At 66.8% G+C, this 24,952-nt stretch carries 26 protein-coding genes; 6 read left to right on the top strand and 20 right to left on the bottom strand.

Features of this window, described 5'->3' with window-relative positions; translation table 11 throughout:
- Positions 1 to 20: 20 nt before the first annotated feature.
- The 5 genes from ACFC2Y_RS12990 to ACFC2Y_RS13010 form a co-directional block, all read right to left on the bottom strand.
- Positions 21 to 548 carry an HK97 family phage prohead protease gene (locus tag ACFC2Y_RS12990; protein ID WP_375172651.1) on the bottom strand — a complete coding sequence of 176 codons (528 nt, stop codon included), beginning with the start codon at positions 546 to 548 and terminating at the stop codon, positions 21 to 23.
- 45 nt (positions 549 to 593) lie between these two features.
- Complete coding sequence (locus ACFC2Y_RS12995; RefSeq protein WP_375172650.1) at positions 594 to 833, bottom strand: hypothetical protein; 240 nt, start codon at positions 831 to 833, stop codon at positions 594 to 596.
- Complete coding sequence (locus ACFC2Y_RS13000) at positions 826 to 1,992, bottom strand: phage portal protein (protein ID WP_375172649.1); 1,167 nt, start codon at positions 1,990 to 1,992, stop codon at positions 826 to 828. The genes ACFC2Y_RS12995 and ACFC2Y_RS13000 overlap by 8 nt, the downstream gene beginning before the upstream one ends.
- Before the next feature lie 118 nt (positions 1,993 to 2,110).
- A complete protein-coding gene (locus tag ACFC2Y_RS13005; RefSeq protein WP_375172648.1) occupies positions 2,111 to 3,370 on the bottom strand; it encodes a DNA-packaging protein in 1,260 nt (419 codons plus the stop codon).
- 19 nt (positions 3,371 to 3,389) lie between these two features.
- Positions 3,390 to 3,731 carry a hypothetical protein gene (locus tag ACFC2Y_RS13010; RefSeq protein ID WP_375172647.1) on the bottom strand — a complete coding sequence of 114 codons (342 nt, stop codon included), beginning with the start codon at positions 3,729 to 3,731 and terminating at the stop codon, positions 3,390 to 3,392.
- 263 nt (positions 3,732 to 3,994) lie between these two features.
- Here ACFC2Y_RS13010 and ACFC2Y_RS13015 point away from each other — a divergent pair, with 263 nt between their 5' ends.
- Complete coding sequence (locus ACFC2Y_RS13015; RefSeq protein WP_375186445.1) at positions 3,995 to 4,624, top strand: SGNH/GDSL hydrolase family protein; 630 nt, start codon at positions 3,995 to 3,997, stop codon at positions 4,622 to 4,624.
- A gap of 311 nt (positions 4,625 to 4,935) precedes the next feature.
- Here ACFC2Y_RS13015 and mltG read toward each other — a convergent pair whose 3' ends face one another.
- The 6 genes from mltG to ACFC2Y_RS13045 all read right to left on the bottom strand — a co-directional run bounded on the left by mltG (position 4,936) and on the right by ACFC2Y_RS13045 (position 11,956).
- Positions 4,936 to 6,093, bottom strand: coding sequence for an endolytic transglycosylase MltG (gene mltG, locus ACFC2Y_RS13020; protein ID WP_375172645.1), 1,158 nt, complete (start codon positions 6,091 to 6,093; stop codon positions 4,936 to 4,938).
- Positions 6,094 to 7,356, bottom strand: coding sequence for a beta-ketoacyl-ACP synthase II (gene fabF / locus ACFC2Y_RS13025; RefSeq protein WP_375172644.1), 1,263 nt, complete (start codon positions 7,354 to 7,356; stop codon positions 6,094 to 6,096).
- Positions 7,357 to 7,601: 245 nt separating this feature from the next.
- The gene (gene speB, locus ACFC2Y_RS13030) at positions 7,602 to 8,648 is read right to left on the bottom strand and encodes an agmatinase (RefSeq protein WP_375172643.1); all 1,047 of its coding nucleotides are present in this window, start codon (positions 8,646 to 8,648) and stop codon (positions 7,602 to 7,604) included.
- A gap of 61 nt (positions 8,649 to 8,709) precedes the next feature.
- Positions 8,710 to 9,195, bottom strand: a complete 486-nt coding sequence (locus tag ACFC2Y_RS13035) for a cupin domain-containing protein (RefSeq protein ID WP_375172642.1) — start codon at positions 9,193 to 9,195, stop codon at positions 8,710 to 8,712.
- Between the two features lie 155 nt (positions 9,196 to 9,350).
- Positions 9,351 to 9,584, bottom strand: coding sequence for an acyl carrier protein (locus ACFC2Y_RS13040; RefSeq protein ID WP_375172641.1), 234 nt, complete (start codon positions 9,582 to 9,584; stop codon positions 9,351 to 9,353).
- Between the two features lie 593 nt (positions 9,585 to 10,177).
- Positions 10,178 to 11,956 carry an ABCB family ABC transporter ATP-binding protein/permease gene (locus ACFC2Y_RS13045; RefSeq protein WP_375173714.1) on the bottom strand — a complete coding sequence of 593 codons (1,779 nt, stop codon included), beginning with the start codon at positions 11,954 to 11,956 and terminating at the stop codon, positions 10,178 to 10,180.
- Positions 11,957 to 12,078: 122 nt separating this feature from the next.
- On the opposite strand from ACFC2Y_RS13045, the gene ACFC2Y_RS13050 reads away from it, so the two are divergent.
- A complete protein-coding gene (locus tag ACFC2Y_RS13050) occupies positions 12,079 to 12,408 on the top strand; it encodes an ArsR/SmtB family transcription factor (protein WP_375172640.1) in 330 nt (109 codons plus the stop codon).
- 538 nt (positions 12,409 to 12,946) lie between these two features.
- Here the strand turns inward: ACFC2Y_RS13050 and ACFC2Y_RS13055 are convergent.
- On the bottom strand, positions 12,947 to 15,166 hold the full coding sequence (locus ACFC2Y_RS13055; protein ID WP_375172639.1) for a hypothetical protein: 2,220 nt from the start codon (positions 15,164 to 15,166) through the stop codon (positions 12,947 to 12,949).
- Positions 15,167 to 15,285: 119 nt separating this feature from the next.
- Between ACFC2Y_RS13055 and ACFC2Y_RS13060 the strand changes: the two genes are divergently transcribed.
- Positions 15,286 to 15,846: a TIGR00730 family Rossman fold protein gene (locus tag ACFC2Y_RS13060; protein WP_375172638.1), complete on the top strand. Its 561-nt coding sequence runs from the start codon at positions 15,286 to 15,288 to the stop codon at positions 15,844 to 15,846.
- Positions 15,847 to 15,888: 42 nt separating this feature from the next.
- On the opposite strand, the gene ACFC2Y_RS13065 is transcribed toward ACFC2Y_RS13060, so the two are convergent.
- From ACFC2Y_RS13065 to ACFC2Y_RS13075, 3 genes are all read right to left on the bottom strand, one after another.
- Positions 15,889 to 16,341, bottom strand: a complete 453-nt coding sequence (locus ACFC2Y_RS13065) for a host attachment family protein (protein ID WP_375172637.1) — start codon at positions 16,339 to 16,341, stop codon at positions 15,889 to 15,891.
- Positions 16,341 to 16,568, bottom strand: coding sequence for a hypothetical protein (locus tag ACFC2Y_RS13070; protein ID WP_375172636.1), 228 nt, complete (start codon positions 16,566 to 16,568; stop codon positions 16,341 to 16,343). Before ACFC2Y_RS13070 ends, ACFC2Y_RS13065 begins: the two co-directional genes overlap by 1 nt.
- Before the next feature lie 93 nt (positions 16,569 to 16,661).
- Entirely contained in the window at positions 16,662 to 17,573 is a 912-nt protein-coding gene (locus ACFC2Y_RS13075) for a LysR substrate-binding domain-containing protein (protein ID WP_375172635.1), read from the bottom strand.
- A gap of 122 nt (positions 17,574 to 17,695) precedes the next feature.
- Here ACFC2Y_RS13075 and ACFC2Y_RS13080 point away from each other — a divergent pair, with 122 nt between their 5' ends.
- On the top strand, positions 17,696 to 18,235 hold the full coding sequence (locus tag ACFC2Y_RS13080) for a DUF6647 family protein (RefSeq protein WP_375172634.1): 540 nt from the start codon (positions 17,696 to 17,698) through the stop codon (positions 18,233 to 18,235).
- A 107-nt stretch (positions 18,236 to 18,342) separates the two neighbouring features.
- On the opposite strand, the gene ACFC2Y_RS13085 is transcribed toward ACFC2Y_RS13080, so the two are convergent.
- Entirely contained in the window at positions 18,343 to 18,942 is a 600-nt protein-coding gene (locus ACFC2Y_RS13085; RefSeq protein WP_375172633.1) for a superoxide dismutase, read from the bottom strand.
- 164 nt (positions 18,943 to 19,106) lie between these two features.
- On the opposite strand from ACFC2Y_RS13085, the gene ACFC2Y_RS13090 reads away from it, so the two are divergent.
- Entirely contained in the window at positions 19,107 to 19,541 is a 435-nt protein-coding gene (locus tag ACFC2Y_RS13090; RefSeq protein WP_375172632.1) for a DUF1801 domain-containing protein, read from the top strand.
- A gap of 224 nt (positions 19,542 to 19,765) precedes the next feature.
- On the opposite strand, the gene ACFC2Y_RS13095 is transcribed toward ACFC2Y_RS13090, so the two are convergent.
- The 4 genes from ACFC2Y_RS13095 to ACFC2Y_RS13110 all read right to left on the bottom strand — a co-directional run bounded on the left by ACFC2Y_RS13095 (position 19,766) and on the right by ACFC2Y_RS13110 (position 24,275).
- On the bottom strand, positions 19,766 to 20,329 hold the full coding sequence (locus ACFC2Y_RS13095) for a sarcosine oxidase subunit gamma (protein ID WP_375172631.1): 564 nt from the start codon (positions 20,327 to 20,329) through the stop codon (positions 19,766 to 19,768).
- Complete coding sequence (locus ACFC2Y_RS13100; RefSeq protein ID WP_375172630.1) at positions 20,322 to 23,318, bottom strand: sarcosine oxidase subunit alpha family protein; 2,997 nt, start codon at positions 23,316 to 23,318, stop codon at positions 20,322 to 20,324. The genes ACFC2Y_RS13095 and ACFC2Y_RS13100 overlap by 8 nt, the downstream gene beginning before the upstream one ends.
- A 39-nt stretch (positions 23,319 to 23,357) precedes the next feature.
- A complete protein-coding gene (locus ACFC2Y_RS13105; protein WP_375172629.1) occupies positions 23,358 to 23,687 on the bottom strand; it encodes a sarcosine oxidase subunit delta in 330 nt (109 codons plus the stop codon).
- A 288-nt stretch (positions 23,688 to 23,975) separates the two neighbouring features.
- Positions 23,976 to 24,275, bottom strand: a complete 300-nt coding sequence (locus ACFC2Y_RS13110) for a hypothetical protein (RefSeq protein ID WP_375172628.1) — start codon at positions 24,273 to 24,275, stop codon at positions 23,976 to 23,978.
- Positions 24,276 to 24,544: 269 nt separating this feature from the next.
- On the opposite strand from ACFC2Y_RS13110, the gene ACFC2Y_RS13115 reads away from it, so the two are divergent.
- A complete protein-coding gene (locus ACFC2Y_RS13115; RefSeq protein ID WP_375172627.1) occupies positions 24,545 to 24,952 on the top strand; it encodes a hypothetical protein in 408 nt (135 codons plus the stop codon).

The raw sequence follows: 24,952 nt of genomic DNA on the forward strand, positions 1-24,952 counted from the left end.
TCGAAGGGTTGGAGCCGGGCCTAGCGCCCCGCCATTTCCAGCCGCGCGTCCTCAAAGACCGCCGCCAATTCGCGCATCGTGTCCGCCAGGGCCTCGCCCTTCGCGGCCACCCGCGCACTGGGAAGCATCGGGAAAGTGACAAGCGACACCTCCCAGAGCTCCAGTTCCTTCAGGGTGCGTCCGCCCCCCTCGTTCTTGGTCGCGCGCAGGGTGCGATAGCCGATCGACAGCCCGTCGATTGCCCCCGCCCGGATCAGCGCCGCCGCCTCTTCGGCCCGGGCCACGCCGCGCAGCAGACGGCCCTTGACGTAGAGGCCCCGGGCATCCTCGCGCAGCTCCGACCACACGCCGATAGGTTGTGCCGGATCATGCTGCCACAGCATCTTGACCGCGCGCCCCGTGGCCAGAGACCCCGTATAGGCACCGGGATCGACCCGGTCCCCGCCGCGATCTGCCGCCCCGAAGAGCGAGGCGTAGCCTTCGATGCTCATATCATCCGCAACCGTGATCTCGGATTGAGAGGGGCAGAATTTCTGTTCAAGTTCCATATCTTAGACCTCCACTCTCACATCAGATGAGAGGTAAACTCAGATTTAAGGCAAACGGGTTAAGAGCGACTGGAAACCTTCTGCAAGTATCACCGCAACAACCCCGTAGACGGTGAGCCAGAGGCGTTTCTCCAATCTCTCGATCACAACCTCCAGTCGTCCGATCCTTTCGTTCAGCGCCTCCACCTGGAGCCGCGAGACCCTCTCATGCGCCTCCAGCCGCAAAGCGGGCGCGCAGTCGAACCGTTCGAATCCATAGCGCCGGATGTCCCGCTGATCAGTCATCCCGCGCCTCCGCCGGCAGGCCCAGAAGCGCGCGTTTTTCGGCCCGGGTCAGAAACTCCGCCCCCGCCACACGGGCCCATTGCGCATCGCGTTCGGCCGAGAGCGCGGGCACCTGGTCGAGATCCGGGCGCAGCATCACGCGTTCGCCGGTAAAGCCTTCCAGCCAGGTCGATATTGCCGCCGTCACCCGGGTCGCCAGGGGCAGCACGGTGAGGCGGAAGAAGGCGCGATGAGCCTCCTGATAATTCGCATAGGTCGCCTCGCCCGGGATACCGAGCAGCATCGGCGGCACCCCGAAGGCCAGCGCGATTTCCCGCGCGGCGGCGTCCTTGGTGCGGTGGAATTCCATGTCGGAGGACGAGAACCCCATGGGTTTCCAATCCAGCCCCCCTTCCAGCAGCATCGGCCGACCGGCATTGCGCGCGCCCATGTGATGCGCCTCCAACTCGCTGGAAAGACGCGAGAATTGTTCCGCGCTCATCGAGGCGCCGTCGGGTCCGTCATAGACCAGCGCGCCGGAGGGCCGGGCCGCATTGTCCAGAAGCGCCTTGGACCAGCCGGAGGCGGAGTTGTGGACATCCACCGCCTGCGCGGCGGCCTGCATGGCGGAATGGCCGTAGTGATCATCCTGCGGATGGAAGGTTTTCACATGCAGCACAGGCGCGCGCGGCCCCATCTCGAACCGGTGTTTGCGCCCGCCGACGGTGTAGTCATAGGCCATCGGCCAGCCATCCGGCCCCGGCACCACCGACATCCGGTCGGAGCGCAACACGTGCAGTTCCACCGGCGCGCCCTCCTCTGCCGCGACGGCCTCCAGATAGCCATTGCCGGTGAGGACCAGCTGACCGTAAAGCGCCTCCAGCAGTTCCGCACGGCCCTGGGCGGCATTGGGGCGCGCCAGCAGGTCGATCACGGGATGCACCTCGTAGCGCGCCGTGTCGTCCTGACAGATCAGCGGCAGGGCGGCGGCGGCTTCGGCGATGAGCTTCACCGCGCGAAAGCCGACCGGATTGCCCTGAAACCCCGTCCGGGTGAGCGAGGCCACATCCCGCGGCGACCAGACCACCCGGCCCGCGGAATGGTAGGAGATGATCGGACCGGCGGCGCTGGCCTTCTGTTCGGGCGCGCTGTCTTTCCGGAAATAGTCGATCATGCCCATGGGCCTCTCCTCGGTTGGAAGTGCGTGGCGCGATGTGCCCCGCTCATTTGCCTGCTCGATTTGCGTGTCTCGATGTGCGTTGGAGAGAATTTGCCAACAAAAGGTTAACCAAGACTTCCTAGACCGTTCGCACCTTCGGCTCGGCGCGCAACACCCGGGCGGAGATCATCAGATCCGTCAGCGCCCAGACCAGCGCATCCAGCCGGTCGGGCGAGCCCTTGCCCTCCCAACCCCTTGTCGTCATGGCACAAAGCTGATCCTCCAGCGCGCCCAGACCGCGCAGGTGATGCACCCGCCCCTGTTCGTAAAGCGCCGCGACTGGTTCGGCCCGGGCCGATTTGCCTTTGGCGGCGCGCACCTTGGTCAGCGGCACGAGGGGGTCGACCTGCCGGATCACCGCCTCCACCAGATCGCCGCCCTGGTTGACCTCGGCCACGATGCGGTCGGCCCCGTGACGTTCCAGCGCCGCAACCGCCGCCTCCGCCCATTGCATCGGGCTGGCGGCGGCGACGGAGGCATCCTCCAGCACATAGGCGCGCCAGTCCTCCGGCGCCCTGGCCATCTTCACCCCGGCGACCACGATGCCGCATTCGTCCGATCCCGCATGGCCCGTCACAGGCGGGTCCACCGCCACGACGATCCGGTCCAGCGGCGGCGCCTCGGCCAGCTGCGCCTCCTCGAGCATGGGATGGGTCCAGAGCGCGCCCTCGCTCGCCCCCAGCATGACGCCGTCGAGCTCCTGCCGCCCGAGGGAGGTGCCTGCGTAACGCTCCCGCACCTCGGCCAGGAAGCTCTCGGCCAGATTGGCGCGGTTGGCCTCGGTCGGGGCATGGGTGGTGACGGTGGAGGGCCGCGCCAGCAGATCGCGCAGGATGGCCGTGGGGCGCGGCGTGGTGGTGACGCAGACGCGGGGATCCTCGCCCAGGCGCAGCGCGAATTGCAGCATGTCCCAGGCGTCCTGCCCCTTCTTCCACTTGGCCAGTTCATCCACCCAGGCACCGTCGAACTGCGGCCCGCGCAGCCCCTCGGGCTCATGGGCGGAAAAGGCATGGGCCTGCGCGCCATTGGGCCAGACGAGCCGCTTGCGCCCCGCCTCCCATTGCGGGCGGCGGTCGGGGGGCGAACAGGCGAGGATGCCGCTGTCGCCAAAGATCATCACCTCGCGCACCTGGTCGATCGTCTCGCCGACCAGCGCCAGGCGTTCGCAGCGCCCCGCATCCAGCGGCCGCGCCCCCTCCACCTGCGCGCGGACCCATTCCGCGCCCGCCCGCGTCTTGCCCGCGCCGCGCCCGCCCAGGATCACCCAGGCGCGCCAGTCGCCCTCGGGCGGTAATTGATGCGGCATGGCCCAGAATTCGAAAAGGAAAGGGAGAGCCATGAGCTCTCCCTCCGTCAGATCATCCAGAAACAGCTCCTGCGCCACAGCATCGACGGAGGCTATCCAGCTTGCACCCGATGTCAGCCCGTGCCTGATCGAGGTCGAAGCCGCTGTCCCCGGCGATGCCGAGCTGTTTTCGCTGTTCGTCATGAACCCGTGCCTCCACGTCATATGCATGTTTGATGAAAGAGCGGACATCGCCCGCACAGCGCAGCGCCTCCCGGGTGAAGCCGGGTTCCTCGCTCTGCACATATCCCCGCGTCGCGTTGAGATCTTCCTTGAGCCGTTTTAGCTCTTCGAGGATTTCCACGATGTGACCGGAGAGTTCGCTGGTCGTTTGCTCTGCTTTGATGAGAGTCATTGTGATTGCCCTGTTCTTGTTTTTGTTGGCCCGTCCGGCGGTTAGGCACGAAAAAAGGCCCGCGCGGTGTGCACCACGGGGCCTTCGGACATGCCTGTCCAGCATAGGGTTACTTATACGTTAAGCCGTACGGTCGGTCAAATCGGGGGGGTGGGGGAGCGTACGGTGGGCGCTCAGACACAGCTTGCCGGCCGCACCGACTGCCTTATCTCCTGCGGATGTCACACCGCTCTCCCCTGTCCTTCGGACGCCTCTCCGTTCTGATGCTCTCCCTCTGCCTGCTGGCCGCCTGCGGGCGGGGTGTCCCGACGGGCGCGCCCGTCGTCGTTGCGGGGGATTCCGTCATGGCCTGGAACCGCAGCCAGGGCGCCTCGGTCGCCGATCAGCTACAAGCGCGGCTCGGGGTCGAGGTGGGCGATGTCTCCCTCCCCCTGGCGCGGGTGACGGGCGGGCGGGGGCCGTTGAACATCCCCGCGCAGCTGGAGGGTCTGCGCACCGATTGGGTCGTGCTGAACGGCGGGGCGAACGATCTGAGCACCTGTGACTGCACGAATTGCGACGGTGTTCTCAACACGCTGATCTCGGAGGACGGGCGTGGGGGTGCCATCCCCGCGCTGGTGGCGGATCTGCGCGCCCGTGGCGCCCGGGTGATCTGGGCCGATTACTACACCTCGCCGCGCTACGCAGGCACCGCCTGTGCCGCGACCTATGAGCAGCTGGAGACGCGGCTGGAGCGGATGGCGGCGCGGGATGCGGGGGTGACGCTGGTCGATATGGACGATGTCTTCCGCCCCGACGACCCGACGCTCTTCGCCCGCGACAGGGTCCACCCCTCGCCCCGGGGATCGGCGCGGATCGCGGGCCTGATCGCGCCGGTGGTTGTGGGGCGCTAGGGCCAGCCGGTTTGTTCAGTATGGTTCCTGGCGGGATCCAGGTTCATGCTGAGGGCAGCGCCGACCCGCGGGTGGCGCATTAGCGGCGCCCGTCACGCCAGAGGCGTGCAAGTCTATTCTGGAGCACCTCTGGTGCGACGGGGCGGGTCGGCGCTGCCCGGCGTTTCCGCCGGGCGGGGCTTTAGATCGGTGTTCCGAGAAAGCCTTTGGAGACATAGCCGATAAGACATCCTCCTCGTGCACGAGAGCTTACGTAGAACCCTTCCACATAAACCAGAACGCCTGGGACGCCAGGCCCCCGACCTCCGCGCTCAGTTCCCCTGACGCTCCGCCTCGATCTGGCGCCAGCGCGCGACGTTCTCGTTATGCTCGTCCAGGGTCACCGCGAAGGCATGGCCGCCCGTCCCGTCCGCGACGAAGAAGATGAACTCCGTCTCCGCCGGGTCCAGCGCCGCCTCGATCGAGGCGCGGCCGGGGTTGGCAATGGGCGTCGGCGGCAGGCCGTCGATCTGATAGGTGTTGTAGGGCGTTTCGCGGTCCAGTTCCGACCGGCGCAAGCCGCGGCCCAGCACCCCCTCGCCGCCGGTGATGCCGTAGATCACCGTCGGGTCGGTCTGCAGCCGCATCCCCTTGTTCAGGCGGTTCACGAAGACGGAGGCGACCTGGCGGCGCTCCTCCGCCACACCGGTTTCCTTTTCGACGATGGAGGCCATGATCAGCGCCTCCTCCGGGCTGTCATAAGGCAGATCCTCCGCGCGGTTGGCCCAGGCCTCGGCCAGGATCTCCGCCTGGGCGGCCTGCATCCGGTCGATCAGTGCCACCCGGTCCGCGCCCTCGCGCACCTCGTAGCTGTCCGGCGCGAGGGAGCCCTCGGCAGGCACCTCCGCCACCTCGCCCGCCAGCACATCGACCCGCGCCAGCGCATCCGCCACCTGCCAGGAGGTCACCCCCTCGGCCACGACGACGCGGTAGACGGTGTCGGCCCGCGCGCGCATCGCGGTGAACGCCTCGGGCTTCGGCTCTTCCGAGGCCAGCTCGAACTCGGCCTTTTCCTCGTAGCGGCCCGCGGCGGCGTCGAACTCGCGCACCTCGGCCACGGCGGAGGTCACGCCGATCCGGTAGATGATCTGGCTGCCACAGGTATTGGCCCCGCCGCGGGTGACGATATCGACGATCTCCTCCATCGAGGCGCCCGGCGGCACCAGGAAGGATCCGGCCTTCAACTGGTTGGTCTTCTTGGTGTAATCCGCGCCCATGCGGAAGATCGCGCCGGAAGTCACGGCGCCCTTCTCTTCCAGGTCTTCCGACACGGCACTCATCCGCGCGCCAGAGGGCACGCGGACGCAGACGGCCTCCGCCAGGGGGCCTTCGGCGGTGTATTGGGATTTGCCCCAGATCACCACGCCCCCCGCCAGAAAGATCACCACGATCAGCAGGGTCAGCGCATTGGAGGCGACGGCCTTCCACATTTAATCGCGCACCTTGCCGAAGATGATGGAGGCATTGGTGCCCCCGAAGCCGAAGCTGTTCGACAGGGCGACATTGATCTCGCGCTTTTCGGCCTTGTTCGGCGCGAGGGAGAGCTTGCTCTCCACCGCCGGATTGTCGAGGTTGATCGTCGGCGGCGCCACCTGATCGCGGATCGCGAGGATCGAAAAGATCGCCTCGATCGCTCCGGCCGCGCCCAGCAGGTGCCCGGTGGCGGATTTGGTGGAGGACATCGTCGCCTTCGACGCCGCATCGCCCATCAGTCGCTCCACCGCGCCCAGTTCCATCGTGTCGGCCATGGTGGAGGTGCCATGGGCGTTGATGTAGTCGATGTCCGCAGGCTCCAGCCCCGCACGCTCCAGCGCGGCCTTCATGGAGCGGAAGCCGCCATCCATCGTCTCGTCCGGGGCGGTGATATGATAGGCATCGCCCGACAACCCATAGCCCAGATATTCGCCATAGATCTTCGCCCCGCGCGCGACGGCATGGTCGTAATCTTCCAGCACGACACAGCCCGCGCCCTCGCCCATGACGAACCCGTCACGGTCGGTGTCATAGGGGCGCGAGGCCTTGGTCGGGTCATCGGCATATTTCGTCGACAGCGCCTTGCAGGCGTTGAACCCCGCGATGCCGATCTCGCAGATCGCGGCCTCGGCCCCGCCGGCGATCATCACATCCGCATCGCCCCACTGGATCAGCCGCGCCGCATCGCCGATGGCATGGGCGCCGGTGGAACAGGCGGTGACGACGGAATGGTTCGGCCCCTTGAAGCCGAACTTGATCTGCACCTGGCCCGAGATCAGGTTGATCAGCGCGCCGGGAATGAAGAAGGGCGACACCCGCCGCGGGCCCTTCTCGGCCATCATCAGCGTGGTCGCCTCGATCGACTGCAACCCGCCGATGCCCGACCCGATCAGCACACCGGTGCGCAGCCGGCTCTCTTCGTCCTCGGGGGTCCAGCCGGCGTCCTGCACGGCCTGGGTGGCGGCGGCGATGCCGTAGAGGATGAAATCATCGACCTTGCGGCGCTCTTTCGGCTCCATCCAGTCGTCGGCGTTGAAGGTGCCGTCGGACCCGTCGCCAAGCGGCACTTCGCAGGCGTATTTGGTTGTCACCCTTTCCGGATTGAACCGCGTGATCGGTCCGGCCCCGGATTTTCCCGCCAGGATCCGGCTCCAGCTTTCTTCAACTCCGCTGGCCAGAGGCGTGACCAGCCCAAGCCCGGTGACAACGACACGACGCATATACCCGTCCCCTCAGTTTCCGTCAGACGCTCATACCCCGCGTGGCCCGCAGGGGGCAAGGGGGCGTGGCCCGCTCATGGCACAAGTCTGCGCAATCTTTGCGCGAAACAGGGGGGCTGTCTGCCCCCCCGACACGCCTGCGGAGTGTCGCCCCCCCGAGGATATTTCCGGCAAAAAGAACCCCGGCCCTGCTTCACCTTTCCGAAAATACTCCGGGGGAGCCCGCAGGGCGGGGGCAGCGCCCCCTACCCCGCCACCGCCGCCAGACACGCCAGTTCAAAGAGCATCTGCGCCCCCGCCTGCGCCGTGTTGGATGTGGGATCGTAAGAGGGCGCGACCTCCACCACGTCGCCGCCGACCATGGTGATCCCCCTGAGTCCGCGCAGGATCGCCATGACCTCGCGCGGCGCCAGCCCGCCGACCTCCGGCGTGCCGGTGCCGGGCGCATAGGCGGGGTCGAGGCTGTCGACGTCGAAGCTGATATAGGTCGGCCCCGCGCCCACGACCTCCAGCGCCTTTGCGATCACGGCAGGCAGGCTCATCTCGCCCACCTCCTCGGCATGGATCACGGTCATCCCGCTTTCATAGGAGAACTCCCACAGGTAATCTCCTCCGCCCCGGATGCCGATCTGGATCGTACGGGTCGGGTCCAGCGCGCCCTCCAGCACTGCCTGCCGGAAGGGGCCGCCGTGGTGGAACTTCGCCCCCTCGTAGACGCCGGAGGTATCGGCATGGGCGTCGATATGCACCATGCCGACCGGCCCGTGCCGTTTGGCCAGCGCCGCGATGATGGGCCGCGAGATCGAATGATCCCCCCCGACCGAGAGCGGCAGCAGCCCGGCGCCGACCACCCGGTCGTAAAACGCCTCGATATCCTCGTGACAGGAGGTCAGGTCATAGCGCGAGCGCATCGGCACATCGCCCAGATCGGCAAAGCGTTTCACCTGCAGCGGCGCCACGTCCATCACCCGGTTCCAGGGGCCGATGCGTTCGACCTCCCGCACCGCCTTGGGGCCGCGCCGCGCCCCTGCCCGGTTGGTCACGCCCAGGTCCATCGGCACGCCGATCAGCGCCACGTCAAGATCCGCGACCGCGCCGCCCGCCTCCAGCGTCGCCGCGATGTCGGGCCGATAGGGCGCATCCAGCAGCGTCGAGACCCCGGCGAAGGGCCAGGCGCGCCGCCCGCCCTCGCCGAACTGGCCGTCGGCGACGGATTTCAGCCGGGGGTCATAGAAGGCCGTGCCCTTGTCATTGCCGTAAAGCGCGCGCAATTCGTCCAGTGATTTTGCCATGTAAGCCCCCTGCTGTTTGCGCCACCTCAGACCTTTCCGGGCGCAATGGCAAGGGGGGCGGTCACTTCTTGCCCGCGCCCTGCGGGTTCACGATGTTCCCGTGATCGACCACATCCCACGGCAGGCCCGCGTTCCGGTAGATGCGTTTGCCCTTGTCCGGATAGTCGCCCACGTCATGCGCCAGCCGTTCGCCCACGACGAGGCATTTGAGCGGCCCGTCGCCGGTGTTGCGGATCGTATGGGCCAGCCCGCCCTTACGGTAGCCGATGAAATCGCCCGGTCCGATGGCGTGCTCCTCCGTGCCGATCACCGCCGTGGCGTGCCCCTCCAGGACGTAGACGCATTCATCCTCAAAGTGATGCACATGCTTTTCGGTGCTCTCGCAGCCCGGCGGCACCTCGATCAGGTGAACGCCCAGACCCGTCAGACCGGTCAGGTCGCCCAGCGATTTGTTCACCCGCCGCGCGTTATCGTTGAGGAAATGGACCTTGGACAGGCCCTCCATCGCGGCGATATCGGCGGATTTGAGGAGATAGGTCTCGGACATGGGGGCCTCCGGCAATTCCGCCCGAGCGTATCTCTGCGGCGCGAAATCGCCAAATGCTATGTGCGGGTCGACCCGAGCCGAACAGTCCCCCGCAACGAAAAGGCCCCCGCGCAATGCGCAGGGGCCTGAAATTCACCTCAAGGGTGCCTGGGCGATCAGGCGGCGTCCTTGATGAATTTGACGGCGTCGCCGAACGTCTGGATGTTCTCGGCGGCGTCATCGGGGATCTCGATGCCAAACTCTTCTTCGAAGGCCATCACCAGCTCGACAGTGTCAAGGCTGTCCGCGCCAAGGTCGTCGATGAACGAGGCGCTTTCGGTCACCTTGTCCTCTTCCACGCCCAGATGCTCAACGACGATCTTCTTCACGCGCTCTGCGACATCGCTCATGGGATTATCCCCTCATATCTCTTGGGCTCGCGGCCCGGTTCTGCCCTACTCCCCAATCGGTCACGCTTGGGGTCGTGCTCTGATGCCCATGACAGGGCGGTTCTCCCGCAGGATGCGAGGGACCGGGTCACGCGAACGCGATCCAGCCAGACTGCGCCGCTAATAGCATAAGCAACGAGGGACGCAAACGGATTCGGTCCGGCGGGGATATATGCATGCGGGATCGGGGATCAAGCCCGCTTGGCCCCGGGGGGAGCGCCGCCGGGATGTGTGGGGCGCCAGTCCCGGCTGTGTGCCGGGAGTAAGGGGTGGCTTGTGGTTCTGCGGAGTATGGAGGGGCGCGAGGTCCCGGCGCGGGGGCCGGGACAGAGGCGGGGGTGAGGGGTTCTGTCCCGGCCTTGCGCCGGGACCTCTGGTTGGCTTGTGGTTTTGCGGTGTCCGGAGCGGTGCGAGGTCCCGGCGCGGGGGCCGGGACGGGGCGGTGGTGAGGGGCTCTGTCCCGGCCTTGCGCCGGGGCCCCCGGGGGTCTTGTGGTTCTGCAGTGTGCGAGGGCGCGCGAGGTCCCGGCGCGGGGCCGGGACGCATGGGGTGTCTCACGCCGCCTCCGCCTCCTGCCGGGCCCAGAGGCCGGCGTAGCGGCCGTTGCGGGCCAGCAGCTCCGCGTGGGTGCCGGTCTCCACGATATGGCCATCCTCCAGCACCACGATCCGGTCCGCGTCGGCGATGGTCGACAGTCGGTGCGCGATGACCAGCACCGTCCGCCCCTCGCCCGCGCGGTCCAGCGCGGTCTGGATGCCGCGTTCGGTTTCCGTGTCCAGCGCCGAGGTCGCCTCGTCCAGAAGCAGGATCGGCGGGTTCTTGAGCAGCGTCCGCGCGATGCCGACCCGCTGTTTCTCCCCGCCCGACAGCTTCAGCCCGCGTTCGCCGACGGTGGTGTCGTAGCCGCCGGGCAGCGAGGTGATGAAATCGTGGATCTGCGCGGCGCGGGCGGCGGCCTCGATCTCCTCCTGGGTGGCGCCGTCGCGGCCATAGGCGATGTTGTAGCGGATGGTGTCGTTGAACAGGACCGTGTCCTGCGGCACCACGCCGATCTGGGCGTGCAGGCTGTCCTGGGTGACATCGCGCAGGTCCTGCCCGTCGATCCGGATCGCGCCGCCCATCACATCGTAGAACCGGAAGAGCAGCCGCCCGATGGTAGACTTGCCCGAACCGGAGGGGCCGACGATGGCGACCTTCTGCCCCGGCTCCACCGTGACGCTGACACCCTTGAGGATCGGGCGCTCAGCCTCGTAGCCAAAGGTCACCTCATCCAGTTCGACCCGGCCGCCGGTCACCTTGATCTCGGCCGCGCCGGGCCTGTCGGTGATCTCTGCCGGGTGCTCCAGCAGGGTGAACATCTCGGCCATATCCACCAGCGCCTGCCGGATGTCGCGGTAGACAGAGCCCAGGAAGTTCAGCGGCATGGTGATCTGGATCATGTAAGCGTTGACCATGACGAAATCGCCCACGGTCAGCGTCCCCGCCTGCACGCCAAGAGCCGCCATGACCATGACCGCCACCAGACCGCCGGTGATCAGGAAGCTCTGCCCGAAGTTCAGAAAGGCCAGCGAATTTGCGGTCTTGAGGGCGGCGCGCTCGTATTTCTCCATCGCGCGGTCATAGCGCGCGGCCTCCCGCGCCTCGGCGCCGAAATATTTGACCGTTTCAAAGTTCAGCAGGCTGTCGATGGCCTTTTGATTGGCGTCGGTGTCCTGATCGTTCATCTCCTTACGGAGCTTCACCCGCCATTCCGTGACCTTCAGGGTGAACCAGGTATAGGCGGCGATCACCCCGACGACGACGGCCAGGTACCAGATGTCGAAGGCGATCCAGAGGACGATGACCACCATCCCCAGTTCCAGGATCAGCGGCCCGATCGAGAACAGCAGAAAGCGCAGCAGGAAATCCACGCCCTTCACCCCGCGCTCGATGATCCGGCTCAACCCGCCGGTGCGGCGTGTGATGTGATAGCGCATCGAAAGGCGATGCATATGCGCGAAGGTTTCAAAGGCCACCTGCCGCAGGGCGCGCTGGCCCACGGGGGCGAAGATCACATCGCGCAGCTGCTGGAACCCCACGGTCATCAGCCGCGCCATGCCATAGGCCACGGTCAGCGACACCGCCCCGACCGCCAGCATCCAGGCCTCCGGCGCCCCCTCGCCCGTCAGCGTGTCCACCGCCGCCTTGTAGAGAAAGGGCGTGCCGACCGCGATCAGCTTGGCCAGGAAAAGCACCACGAGCGCCAGTACCACGCGCTGGCGCACCGGCGTGTTGCCCCGGGGCCAGAGGTAGACCAGGGCGCGGCGGATGATCTGCATCCCGTTTTCGGGCATATCGGTCGTGGTCAAGGTGGTGCGGCCCCGTCCCATCATGGGTGATGTCCTCAATTGGCTTGCCGGATCGGGCCGGCTGGCGTATGACTTGGATAGTTCAACACTTCATGAGTAATTGAACAATGGACCAGACACAAGCCCTCGACGCCCTCTCGGCCCTGGCGCATGAGACCCGGCTGCAGATCGTCCGCCTGCTGGTGCCCTGCGGCCAGTCGGGCCTGCCCGCAGGCGAAATCGGCGCGGCGGTGGCCTGCTCCGCCTCGCGCCTGTCGTTCCACCTGTCCGCGCTGGAACAGGCCGGTCTGATCGAGGCACGGCGCGATGGCCGCCGTGTGATCTATTCCGCCCGTCGGCGCAACATGGGCGGGCTGATCCACTACCTGCTGAACGACTGCTGCGCCGGCGACCGCACGGTCGGAGAGATGTGCCGGGCGGAAGCGCACTGCGGGTGAGCCCCGGATCGTTTCGGGCGCGGTGAGGTCGGCGGCCCGCGTTTCGGCCTCCGTGGCGGGACCTCTGGCAATGGTGCGGTCTGAAGTCTTCTCAAGGGCACGTTGAGGGGCGAGGTCCCGGCGCGAGGCCGGGACAGGGCTCCCGGGGGTAGCGCGGCTGGTCGGGCGGAACATCCCACGCCCGGGCTGACGCCGACACTCCAATATCGACGGCTCGTGTCCCGGCCTCTGCGCCGGGACCTCTGGGCACGGGGCCCTCAGGATGACCGGTCAGGGTTGTCCTGAAAGACGAGGTCCCGGCGCGAGGCCGGGACAGGGGTCCCCGGGGGTAGCGCGACTGGTCGGGCGGAACATCCCACGCCCGGGCTGACGCCGACACTCCAGGGTCGGCATCCCCTGTCCCGGCCCCCGCGTTGGGACCTCGGGGCACGGGGCCCTCAGGATGTCCGGTCAGGGTTATCCTGAACGCCGGGTCCCGGCACGGGGGCCGGGACATGCGCGGGCGGCGCGCCGGACAGAGGAGAGGGGTGCGGCGACGTCAATCGGGCAGGTTGAACACCTGGCCCGGGTAGATCAGGTCGGGGTTGCGGATCAGGCCCTTGTTGGCTTCGAAGACGCGGACGTACATCAACCCCTCGCCATATTTCTCCCGTGCGATGGCCCAGAGGGTCGTGCCTCGCTCCACCGTCACCTGGTTCACACTAGGCACCGGTTGCCCCGACGCCGCCGTGGTCGTGGCAGCGACCGGGGTCGCGCTGCTGTCGCTCGCGGCGGAGGTGGTGTCCGACAGGGGGGCGTTGTCCGTGCCTGTTGTGACGGGCTGTGCGGCGGGCTCCACTACAGGCGGCGCGGCGGGCCCGGCTTCGACCTGTTGGGCGACCTGGGTCGCGGGCGCGGCGCTTGGCTCCGCAGGTGCAGCCGGGGCTTCGGCCACGGCGGGCGACACCTCCGCCTCCGGGCGGCTGAGGGGGGTTTCCACCCGCGACCGCACCGCCCCGTCGGCGGCCAGTTCGTCAATCCGCAGCCGTTGCTCGCCCGCGCCGATCTTGTCGAGAGCGAGGGACCAGGTGCCATCCGCGCCGACCTTCGCCTCCGCCACCGGGGCATCGTCGAGATAGGCCCGCACGAAGCCACCCGCCAGCCCGAAGCCGGAGACGCGCACCGCCCCGTTGGCGGCATAGCTGATCGCGCCGATCGCCACCTCGTCGCGGGACGCGTTGCCGGAGGATTGCAGCACCTTCACGCCCTCCTCGTCCGACAGCAGCACCGTCGGTGCGGCTTGGGCGGTCTGGGTCTGCTCCGCCGTCTCGCCTGTCTCGGCCTCGGGCGTCGGGCCCAGGATCACCTCCTCGACAGAGCTCAGCCGCTGGTCCCCGCTGCGCAGGGTCACCACGCGGCTGTCCGCGCTGACCGGCAGATCGAGGAAGGCGACGAATTTGCCATCGCGGCCAACGGTTTCCTCGCCCACGACTGCGCCGTCCACGAGGATCTGCACCACCGTTCCGGGCTCCGCCGCCCCGGCCACGAGGGCCGCGCCACCGGGATCCATCCGCACGACATCGAAACGTGGTGCCTGTGCTGTGGCAGGGGTGGGTTGCGTGGCGGGTTGCTCCTGCGCGGTGTCAGTGGTGGTTTCAGGGGCTGCTGTTGCGGGGGCCGGATCGGCTTGGGCCGTCGTCACGGGCTGCGCTTCGGACTGTTCGGGCGCGCCGGTCGTGTCATCGCTCGCCGTGGCCGTGATGGTGTCTGAGGTGCCAGGCTCTGAGGCTTTTTGGGTATCCGTAGCAGCGGATTCCGAGGTGCCGGAGGGCTGGTCCACAGTCGGCGCGGCCATTTCGGTCTTCGCCTCGGTCTGCGCGCCGGATTGCGCGGGATCAGCCGTTGAAGGCGACGTCACCGTCTCCGCCGCCTCATCCGGCTGATCCTCGGCCACTGTCGCGGCGGCCATCTCAGTTTTTGCGGCCTCATCGGTCGGCGGCGCAGATTGTTCCGTGGCCTCCACCGATTGATCGGCTGCGGCCCGAGTGTCATCAGCGGATGCGATTGCAGACGCCTCCGGCTCTTTGACCTCGGCCTGCGCGGTCTCCGTGTCGGAGGCTTCGCCTGTCGGCCTTGCGGTTTCGGGAGCGGCGGCCTGAGCCACCTGCGGCTGAGCGTTGGCCGCCGGGTCCGCGCTGCCAGCCGGCTGGTCAGTGGTCGTCACGGCCTCGACTGTTGGCTCTGCCGTCTCGGTTGCTGGCTTCTTGGCCTCGACCATTGCCTCTGCCGTCTGAGACGTTGGCTCCGGGGCCTCGGCGGCCTCCTGAGCAGCCGTATCGCCCACGGGAGCCTGATCCTGAGCGGCCTGTTCCACGGCCTCCGTCGCCTCGACAGGTTGCTGCGTGGCGGGCTGCGCCGGGCTCTCCTCGGACGCAGGTTCGGCCGTCGCGGTGGTTGTGGCCTCCGCTTCGCTCTTCTCCGTTTCGGCTGTCGCATCAGTGGCTTGCGGCTCAATGGTCGGCTCGGACGCAGTGGCATCCGCCGACGTCTCAGCCCCGGTCGCGCCGGTATCCGTCGAGGCACGTTCCGTGACCGCCCCGCCAGGTCTCGCCGCCTGCTTCGCCCCAGTCTCGGAACCAGACTCAGGAAGCGCACCCTCCTCCACCCCACGCATCGGGTCGAAGACGCCACCGAACCACAGACCCACGGCCACAATCACAGCCGTTACCACCCCACCGACAGTCAGCCCCTTCCAGGGCGCCGATCCAGTCCCAGCCACGCCGTCATCCTTTCGAAATTCGCATGAGTCCCCGTCTGGTCTCTGCGGTTGCGCAGGTATATCAACTGGTTAAATCGCGGTCAAAACCCCTTAACCATATGTCGTGAAAGGTATCTCCCATGCCACAGTCCCCTGCCCGTTCCGTCTGCGTCTACTGCGGCTCCCGTCCCGGGGCCGATCCGGCCTATGCGGAGGCGGCGACCCAACTGGGCACGGCGCTGGCGGCGGAGACCTGGCGGCTGGTCTATGGGGCCGGGGATGTGGGGTTGATGGGCCTCGTCGCCCGCGCCACGCAGGAGGCCGAGGGCGATACCTTCGGCGTGATCCCAGTGCATCTGTTGCAGGCCGAAGTGGGCAAACGCGACCTCACCCGCTTTGTCGTCACCGAGAACATGCACGAGCGCAAGAAGGTGATGTTCATGAATTCCGACGCGGTGGTCGTGCTGCCCGGCGGCGCGGGGACGCTGGACGAGTTTTTCGAGGTGCTGACCTGGAGCCAGCTGGGGCTGCACGACAAACCGATTGTTCTGCTGAATGTCGGGGGCTTCTGGGACCCGCTGGTGGCGCTGGTCGATCACACCATCGAGCGGGGGTTCGCCGCGCCGTCGCTGCGCGAGATGATCCATCTGGCCGATACGCCGGACGCGGCGATGGCGCTGCTGCGCGACCGGCTGGCCTGACGGCACCGAACCAGGCGATGCACATCCGGCCAGCCGGAGGGATCAACCGGCGATCTCGCCACTCAACTGGGCCTCGATTTCGTCCAGCGGATGGTTGGTCAGGGTCTTCGGCACCTCGGCGATGACACGGTCAGCCACCTCCTTGTGCATCTTGTGCCGCAACTCGCCCAGGGTCTTGGGCGGGGCGACGAGTACGATCTTGTCAAACTTGCCCTGATGCGCCTGCTGGTAGAGCAACGCGGCCAATTCGTCCCCGAACCGTTCCTTGGCCAACTCGTGCCAGTCGGTGTCGTCCATCGCGGATCTCTGGCCGACGCCGGTGTCCTGCATCCGACCGGGCCGGTTGGCGGATTGGTCGATGTCCTTCGGATTGTCCTGCTCTTCCTTGCGCACGACCTCCAGATTGGGGTTTTCGGAGTCGGTGATATTGCGCAGGAACAGCGCCTTCTCGCCATCCGCGATCAGCACCCAGGCGTCATTGGTCAAACGTGCCATCACACTTTTTCCTTGTCGCCGCTGCTGTTCTTGTCCTGGCCAAGCGGGCGCGTCGCCCCGGCCGATGTTTCGTCCAGACGCTTGCGTTCGTCGCGCGTGCCCACCTTGCGCTGGATATTGCCCCCCTTGGCCCCCTGGTGATCGGGCGCATCGAGGTTCTCGGGCTTGTCGCCGAGGATCTCTTCGGTTTCGCGGCGGCCATCTTGCGATCTATGACGCTCTGCCATGTCGTATCCTCCTTTTGGTTTCAGAGGACCAACGGTCAGTGGGCGGCGCGGGTTCCCGAAACGGACGACATGCAGACAGGGCTCCGTCGCAGATCAGTTGGTGACAAGCTGGGGTCTCGTTCGGCTTTCCATGGCCATCTCGTCATGCAGCCAGTCCCGGAAAGCGCGGATCATCGGCTCGTCCACGCGGGCTTCCGGACAGGCGAAGGAATAGACAACAATCGGCATCGTCACATGATCGAACAATCGCACGAGCCGCCCGCTTGCCAGCGTATCGCGCACCATCATGTCATAGGCCAGCGCAACGCCGCCGCCCTGTTCGGCCGCGGTCGTCGCAAGTTCGCAGTTCGGAAACTCCGGCCCCATGGGAAAGTTGGGGGGCTGGACACCGGCGATCGAGAACCATTCGGCCCACATATCCATCGTTTCATCGTGCATCAGCGTGGCGCGGGCCAGATCTTCGGGCCGGTTGAGGCCCAGCCGTTGCTTGAGGAACGGGCTGACCACCGGGTAGCGCCCGGACTGCATCAGCGGATCAACCACCAGGCCGGGTACGGGGCTGTCCGCCCAATGGATGATCACATCGGCATCGTTGGTGGCAAAATCGGTCGAGGGCGCGCCGACGGACACCCGCAGGCGCAGGGCGTCAGCGTGTGCGAAGCGAGCCATGCGCGGGACCATCCACCGGGCCGCAAACCCCGGCGTGCAGAGCACCCGCAGCACCGGCAGCTCCGACATGGTGCGGGCGGCGTTTGACGAGGCCTCGATCCCGTCAAGCAATCCTGTCAGCTTTCCCGCATATCCGGTTCCGGTGAGTGTCAGGGACAGGGTATTCCCCTGCCGTTCGAAGAGCTTGGTGTCGAGATAGTCTTCAAGCGAGCGGATCTGGTGACTGATCGCCGACGGCGACAGGCAAAGCTCCTCCGCCGCCTCCTTGAAACTCATGTGTCGGGCGGCGGCCTCAAAGGCCCGAACTGCGGCAAAAGGCGGAAGTTTGCGGCCCATGGCAGATGAAATCCGTTCAACCGTTGCTGAAAAAGGGTCTTTTGCAGGCGATCGGGGCCCAGCCTAGCATGGATTTACGTTCAGACCAAAACACACCCTGAAAACCCGAGAAGGAGAGACCGATGTCTATCCAATCCCGCGTCAGCCGCTGGCTGGCCGCGTCTGCCCTCTGCGCGCTTTTCACCCTGCCCGCCGAGGCGGAGGAGGCCATGCTGATCGCACTGAAGCCCGCGGGGGTCGACGTGGCCGTCACGTCCGAGCTGATCGCGCAGCTGGACCGCTGGCTGGACACCCGGATCGAATGGCCCAAGCGGGACGCGCCGAAGATCCGCTACGTCACCGCCCGGCGCGCCGCGCAAATGAAGGGCGATCCCGGCCGCGGGCATGGGCGGACCCGCGGTCTCTATGATGCGGAGAGCGAAACGATCTATCTTGTCACGCCCTGGTCGGCCGAGGACACCGGGGACGTTTCGGTCCTGTTGCACGAACTCGTTCATCATCGACAGGCCCCGCATCACTTCTACTGCGGCGCGGCACGGGAACCGGCGGCCTATCGGGCGCAGGAGGAGTGGCTGGCCGAACGCGGGGACGAGATCGCGATAAATTGGTTGGCCGTGATCTGGGACGCAGGCTGTACCAGGCGTGACATCCACCCCGACTGACCCCGGCGGCGCGTGGCCCCGCACCGGCCGCGCAAAGAAAAGCCCCCCGCGCGGTTGCGCGAGGGGCTTTTTTTCAGGATCCGGCCCCTCATGAGGCCGGGACGGGATCACATGCGCGAGGCGACGTTTTCCCAGTTCACCAGCTTGTCGAGGAAGTTCGACAGGTAGGCCGGACGCTTGTTGCGGAAGTCGATGTAGTAGGAGTGCTCCCACACGTCGCAGCCCAGAAGTGCCGTCTGGCCGAAGCACAGCGGGTTCACGCCGTTCTCGGTCTTGGTGATCTTGAGCGAGCCATCGCCGTCCTTGACCAGCCAGGCCCAACCGGAGCCGAACTGGCCCGCACCGGCGGCGGAGAAGTCTTCCTTGAACTTGTCGACGGAGCCGAAGGCCTCGACCAGCGCCTTTTCCAGCTCACCCGGCATTTTCTTTTCGCCCGGGCCCATCATTTCCCAGAACTGGTTGTGGTTCCAGTACTGCGAGGCGTTGTTGAAGATGCCGTTCTGGGCGACGGCATTGGGGTCATAGGTGCCCTTGATGATCTCTTCGACGGACTTGTTTTCCCACTCGGTCCCGGCGATGGCCTTGTTGCCGTTGTCGACATAGGCCTTGTGGTGGATATCGTGATGATATTCCAGCGTTTCCTTGGACATGCCCAGATCGGCGAGGGCGTCGTGGGCATAGGGGAGATCGGGGAGTTCGAAGGCCATGGTGAGGCTCCTTTTCCTAGGGAATGTCGTTGGCCTTACATGGTATTGTAATCTGGCGAAGGTCAAGCCTGCGATCGCGCAAGTCCGGTATGCAGTGGCATGCAAAGCGCGCAAGTGGTCGAAATAGCAAGATTTGCCGGGGCGATCCGAGGCAGGGTTCCGCCATGACCGATACCGCCCAGACCCTGCCGCCCCCGCCCGACGCCGTCGTGCAAGTTCTTGCCGCCTTGCCTGTGGCTCAGGCCGCCCGGCTGCGGGAGCTACGGACGCTGATCCTGCGGACGGCGGCGGAGACAGAGGGCGTCGGCCCGCTGACCGAGACACTGAAATGGGGGGAGCCCGCCTATCTGACGGAGGCGAGCCGCAGCGGTTCCACCCTGCGGATCGGGCCGGTGCGCGGGCGGACGGATCAGGTGGCGCTGTTTGTCAATTGCCGGACGACGCTGGCCGATACCTTTCGCGCCCGTTTCGGACCTTCGCTGCGGATCGAGGGCGACCGCGCCCTGCCGCTGGATGTCACGGGGCCGCTGGATGAAGATGTGCTGCGGGAATGTATTGCGCTGACGCTGACGTATCATCGGTGGCGGAACGGCGGGTGAGCCGTGGCGGCCGGCCTGAACCGAGGGGCGGGGGCAGCGGCCGTCTGCGGGTGGCTGCGAATGGATCACAGAGGGCTGCGCCGACCCGAGGGGTGGCGCAAATGCGCCGCCCCGTGGGGGCGGGTCGGCGCAGCCCGGCAGTGCCGCCGGGCGGGCTCTCAATTAAGAGCGTTTGGCAACGCGTCAGGCGGGTTTGTGTTGACTGAACCGGAAAGCGTTCAGATCTACACCCGCACAACCCGCGGACTGGCCGCCGCAGTGCGCAGCAGATCAAAGACATACTGCGCGACGGAGCGGAAGCAGACCAGTTCTGCCACCCCCGCCTCCGGCATCCAGATCGCGGCGGCGACCTGGGCCAGGCGGGTGCGGCGGACCTCGCCGATCTCGAAGCGGTCCATGTCGACCGGGGCGAGCCGCGCCAGGACCTCGCGCAGATGCGCATCCTCGCCTGACAGGCGGAAGGTCGCGCGGGCATCGGACATATCGGCCACCAGCGCATGAACGCCGCCAAGCGCCTCGGTCAGCGCCGCCTGCACGGCGGCCAGATCGCCGCGTGGCAAGAGCAGCAGTGCCTCATCCGGGCTCATCCACGCCAGTGTGCGCACGCCGTCGGAGGTCAGGCGGCGCGGCGCGGGCGTATCCAGGCCGCTGGCAGAGGTCAGAGCCTTGGCGACAGCCGCATCGGCAAGGTCCCCGCGCAGGGTGATCATGCCATGCGGGCCGGTTTCGGCGACGCGCACCGGGCCTTCGGCCACGGCGTTGGACAGGGCGGTGACGGGGTCAGACATTCTTGGTGCCCTCCTTGTCGTAGAAGACGGGGTCGACGATCCTGGTCGGGATGGTACTGCCATCCACGCGGTTGAACTGGAGGGTTTCGCCCATCCGGTTCGGCCCGTTAAGCACCAGCCCCATGGCGATCCCGCGTTGCAGCGTGGGCGAGCGGTAGGTCGAGGTGACCCGCCCTTCGACATTGCGCTGGCCATTGGCATTCACCCCGGCGGCCACGGCATAGGCACCATCGGGCAGGACGGACCCGTCGAGGGTTTGCAGACCGACCAGTTTCCAACGATCCGGGCGGGCCATATCCTCGCGCTGCTGCGCGCGCTTGCCGATGAAGTCTTCCTTCTTCTTGGAGATCGCCCAGGTGAGCCCGAGATCCTGCGGAATGACCGTTCCGTCGGTCTCGTCCCCGATCATGATGAAGCCCTTCTCGGCCCGCAGGACGTGCAGCGCCTCGGTCCCGTAGGGCATGACGTCGAACTCCGCCCCGGCCTCCATGAGCGCATCCCAGAGGGCGCGGCCCTGCCCCGCAGTGACGGCGATTTCATAGGACAGCTCACCCGAGAAGGAGATGCGGTAGACCCGCGCCTCGATCCCCGCCAGACGGTGATCCTGGAAGGTCATGAAGGGGAAATCCTCGTTGCCGATCCCTTCGGCGCCCAGCTTCTCCAGCACGCGGCGGGCCTGTGGGCCGACCACGCCGATCTGGGCGTATTGTTCGGTCGCATTGACCACCCAGACGTTCCAGTCCCACCATTCTGTCTGCAGCCATTCTTCCATATGGGCGTGGATGCGATCCGCGCCGCCGGTGGTCGTGTGACACAACCAGGTGTCTTCGTCCCATCTGGCGACAACCCCGTCGTCCATCAGAAACCCGTTTTCCGAACACATCAGCCCGTAGCGGCATTTGCCCGGTTTCAGGTTGGACATCATGTTGGTGTACATCATGTCCATAAACCGGCCCGCATCCGGCCCCTTCACGATCAGCTTGCCGAGGGTCGAGGCATCCAGCAGGCCCAGGCTGTCGCGCGTCTGCAGTATTTCCCGCTCCACCGCCTGGGCGCGGGTTTCCCCGGTGCGCAGGTAGGTAAAGGGGCGGCGCCAGGGGCCGACCGGCTCCCAATCCGCGCCGTTGGCCTCGTGCCAGTCATGCAGGGGCGAGCGGCGCAGGGGCTGGAAAGTCTCCGCCCGGGCCTCGCCCGCGATGGAGCCCATGGAAATGGGCGTATAGGGCGGGCGGAAGGTGGTGGTGCCGACCTGCGGGATCGGGCTGTCCAAAGCGCCCGAAAGAATCGCCAACCCGTTGATATTCGACAGCTTCCCCTGATCCGTCGCCATGCCGAGCGTGGTGTAGCGCTTGGCATGTTCAACGCTCTCATACCCCTCCTGCGCGGCGAGCTGGATGTCGGTGACCTTCACGTCGTTCTGGTAATCGAGCCAGGTCTTCGCCCGCAGCGTCCGCTTGGCGGAGGCAGGCATGAGCCAGACCGGTTCGATCGCATTGTCCGCCCGTGCGGGCACCTCGGGCAGGTCCACCGGCTGGCCGACCTGGCCGACCGCCTCGGCGGCGGCAAGGCCCTGCGCGGCGGCATCCGCCAGCAGAGCATCCAACGCCAGCACGCCATTGGCGACCCCTGCGACACGGACGAACCCCTCGCCCTGCCCGCCGGTCGGCGGGCGGTCGGCATCGGGGCGGAACATGGCCTGATCTTCGTCCCAGATCAGCTTGCCACCGCAATGCGACCAGAGATGCACCACAGGGGACCAGCCGCCGGACATGGCCACCGCGTCGCAGGCGATCTCCTCCACCACCGCGCCCTCGCCAACCTGTTTGCAGAGCGCCACGCCGGTGACCCGCTTGCGACCCTTCACCTTGGCCACGCCGTGGCCCTTGAGAACCCGGATGCCCAGCCCCTCGGCCCGCGCCCCCAGCTCCCCCGCACCATTAGCACGGGCATCGACGATCACGGGCACCGACAGCCCCGCCTCCGCCAGCCGGATCGCGGTAAGATAGGCATCGTCGTTGTTCGTCACGACAACGGTCCGGTCACCGACCGAAACACCATACGCCACCAGATAATCCCGCACGGCGGAGGCCAGCATGACCCCCGGCACATCGTTCCCGGCGAAGGACAGCGGGCGTTCAATCGCGCCGGTCGCGGTGATGACCTGCCCGGCCCGGATGCGCCACAGCCGGTGGCGCGGGCCGTCCTTGGCCGCCTGATGGTCAGTCAGCCGCTCGTAGCCCAGCACATAGCCATGGTCATAGACCCCGGCCCCCATGCAGCGCGTGACGAGGGTGACATTCTCCATCCCCGACAATTCGTCCACCAGCGCCTGCGCCGTCGCGGCCCCGACCTCCGGATCGTCCGTCCCGGTGCGCCCGCCGAATTGTGCCTCCTGCTCCAGCAGGGTGACCCTCGCCCCGCCGGAGGCTGCGGCGCGCGCCGCGACAAGGCCCGACAGCCCGCCGCCGATCACTAGCACGTCGCAGAAGTGGTAGTAATGTTCATAGGTGTCAGCATCGCGATCCTTGGGCGCCTTGCCCAGACCTGCGGACTGGCGGATCACCGGCTCGAACACATGCTTCCAGAAGCTGCGCGGCCACATGAAGGTCTTGTAGTAGAAGCCCGCCGGGAAGAAGCGGCTGAGGTAGGCGTTGATCTCGCCCACATCGAACTCCAGCGAAGGCCAGTGGTTCTGCGACCCCGCCGTCAGCCCCTCGTAGATCTCCTGCATGGTGGCGCGCTGGTTCGGTTCGAACCGCCCGCCCTCGCCGATGCCGAGCAGGGCGTTCGGCTCTTCGGTGCCGGAGGCGACAAGGCCGCGGGGCCGGTGATACTTGAACGACCGGCCCAGCATCATCCGGTCATTTGCCAGCAGCGCGGAGGCGAGCGTATCGCCCCGGTAGCCCTTCAGGCTCTGGCCGTTGAAGGTGAATGTCACCGGCGCAGTCCGGTCGATGCGTTGGCCGCCTGTGGTCAGTCGGGTGCTCATATATGGGGCCTCCTGGTCTTGAGGATCACGGACGGGTCGTCAGGCAAGATCGCGCCAGCGCCACCCGGGGCGTTTGGCGCGGATCGTGGCAAGCAGATCCTCGGGCGGGGTGACAGTCTGGGCACTGTAGGTACCAAAGACCTCCAGCGTGGCGGTGTCGCGGGCGGCGTGGAACCACTTGCCGCAGCCATACACATGCCGCCAGCGTTCGAAATGCACGCCGCGCGGGTTTTCACGGTGGAACAGGTAGCCCTCGAAGGCCCCGTCGTCGGAGCCCGGCCCCTCCCGCTTCAGATGCGCCTCGCCGCCGCCGTGGAATTCGGTCTCCTCGGCGGTGACACCGCAATAGGGACAGGTCAGGATCAGCATCGGGCCTCCTTGGGCGCAGGGCACGCGCGCACAAAAAAGGGCCGGACGCGCGAAGCGCCCGGCCAGGGTGACAGGTAAGGGACACGGGAGTTGGCGGCAGTGGCCATCCTCCCAGGCAGTACGGACGAAACGCGGGCCGCGCGGTGAAAGTTCCCCGCCGCGTCACGATCTCCGCGAAAAGGTGCCGTCGCGAGGGTGGGCCATGCCGCAGCACCCCGAACACAAAGAACCCGGCCCCGGGTTGCACACCGGGACCGGGCCAGCCCGAAGGCCGCGCTGCATGTCGCGTCAATCGGTGCTGGAAGCGCCTGCGGCTGCAGCCGCGTCGCCATTGTCGGCTTCGGCTGCGGCACCGGCTGCGCCATCCGTACTCTCGTCGGCCGCTTCGGCCCCTGCGGCACTGTCGGCCGTAGCATTGATCTCGACGCTCGGGGCGTTGGACGACGATTGCGGAATGCCGTAGTCGCCGACGAAAACGACGAAGGCGATGACCCCCACAAGCACGACGAGGGCGCCGACGAGGAAGGCAAGGCCGCTGTCGGAACGCGGCTTCTCGGTGGTGTGATATTCGTAGTGTTGATGCGCCATATCTCAGACTCCGAATTCGTTTCGATTGCTGAGAAAACGGGCATCGGCGCGGGAAAGTTCCGAAAACGGTCGCGGGGGTCCGCCTGTGTCACATTCTGGCCACCCTCATTGCGGGAACTCCGGTCAGTGTCCGCGCGTTTTGAGGAAGATGTAGGCAGACTGCCGGATTTGACCCTCGGATCGTGTGTTTCCGTTAACGTGCCCACCACATCTGGTGGTACTTTGGAAACAGAGACCCAGAAGGGATCCCCAGCCAGAGAGGCAATGGCATGAGTAACAAGTTTGTTCTTTCCACCAAGACGGGTCTGGCCGAGCGGAAGATCGCCTTCGTCACCCACGCCAATGTGACCGCCCTGCCCGACCGTCCGGGGCTCTTTGTCCTGCTCGGCACCAGGGGCGGTGAGCGGAACGTGCCGCTCTACTTCGGCTTTTCCGACCGCTCCATGCGCGATCAGGTGCCCTACGACCCCGGCTTTGCCCAGGCCATACGCCAGGGTCTGATCGGTTTCGCCTCCGCCTACCTTCCGGGCGGCGACGATCCGGCCGCGCTGGTTACCGCGCTGGCGCAGGCCTATGACGCGCCGGTCAATGCCGCCGCCCATGCCCTGGCCGAGATCGAGGAGGCGCAGAGCACCCTGCAAGCCCAGGCCGCCGCACGCCGGATCGCGGCGCAATAG

It is taken from the genome of Pseudooceanicola sp., from assembly GCF_041987405.1.
Lineage (GTDB): Bacteria > Pseudomonadota > Alphaproteobacteria > Rhodobacterales > Rhodobacteraceae > Pseudooceanicola.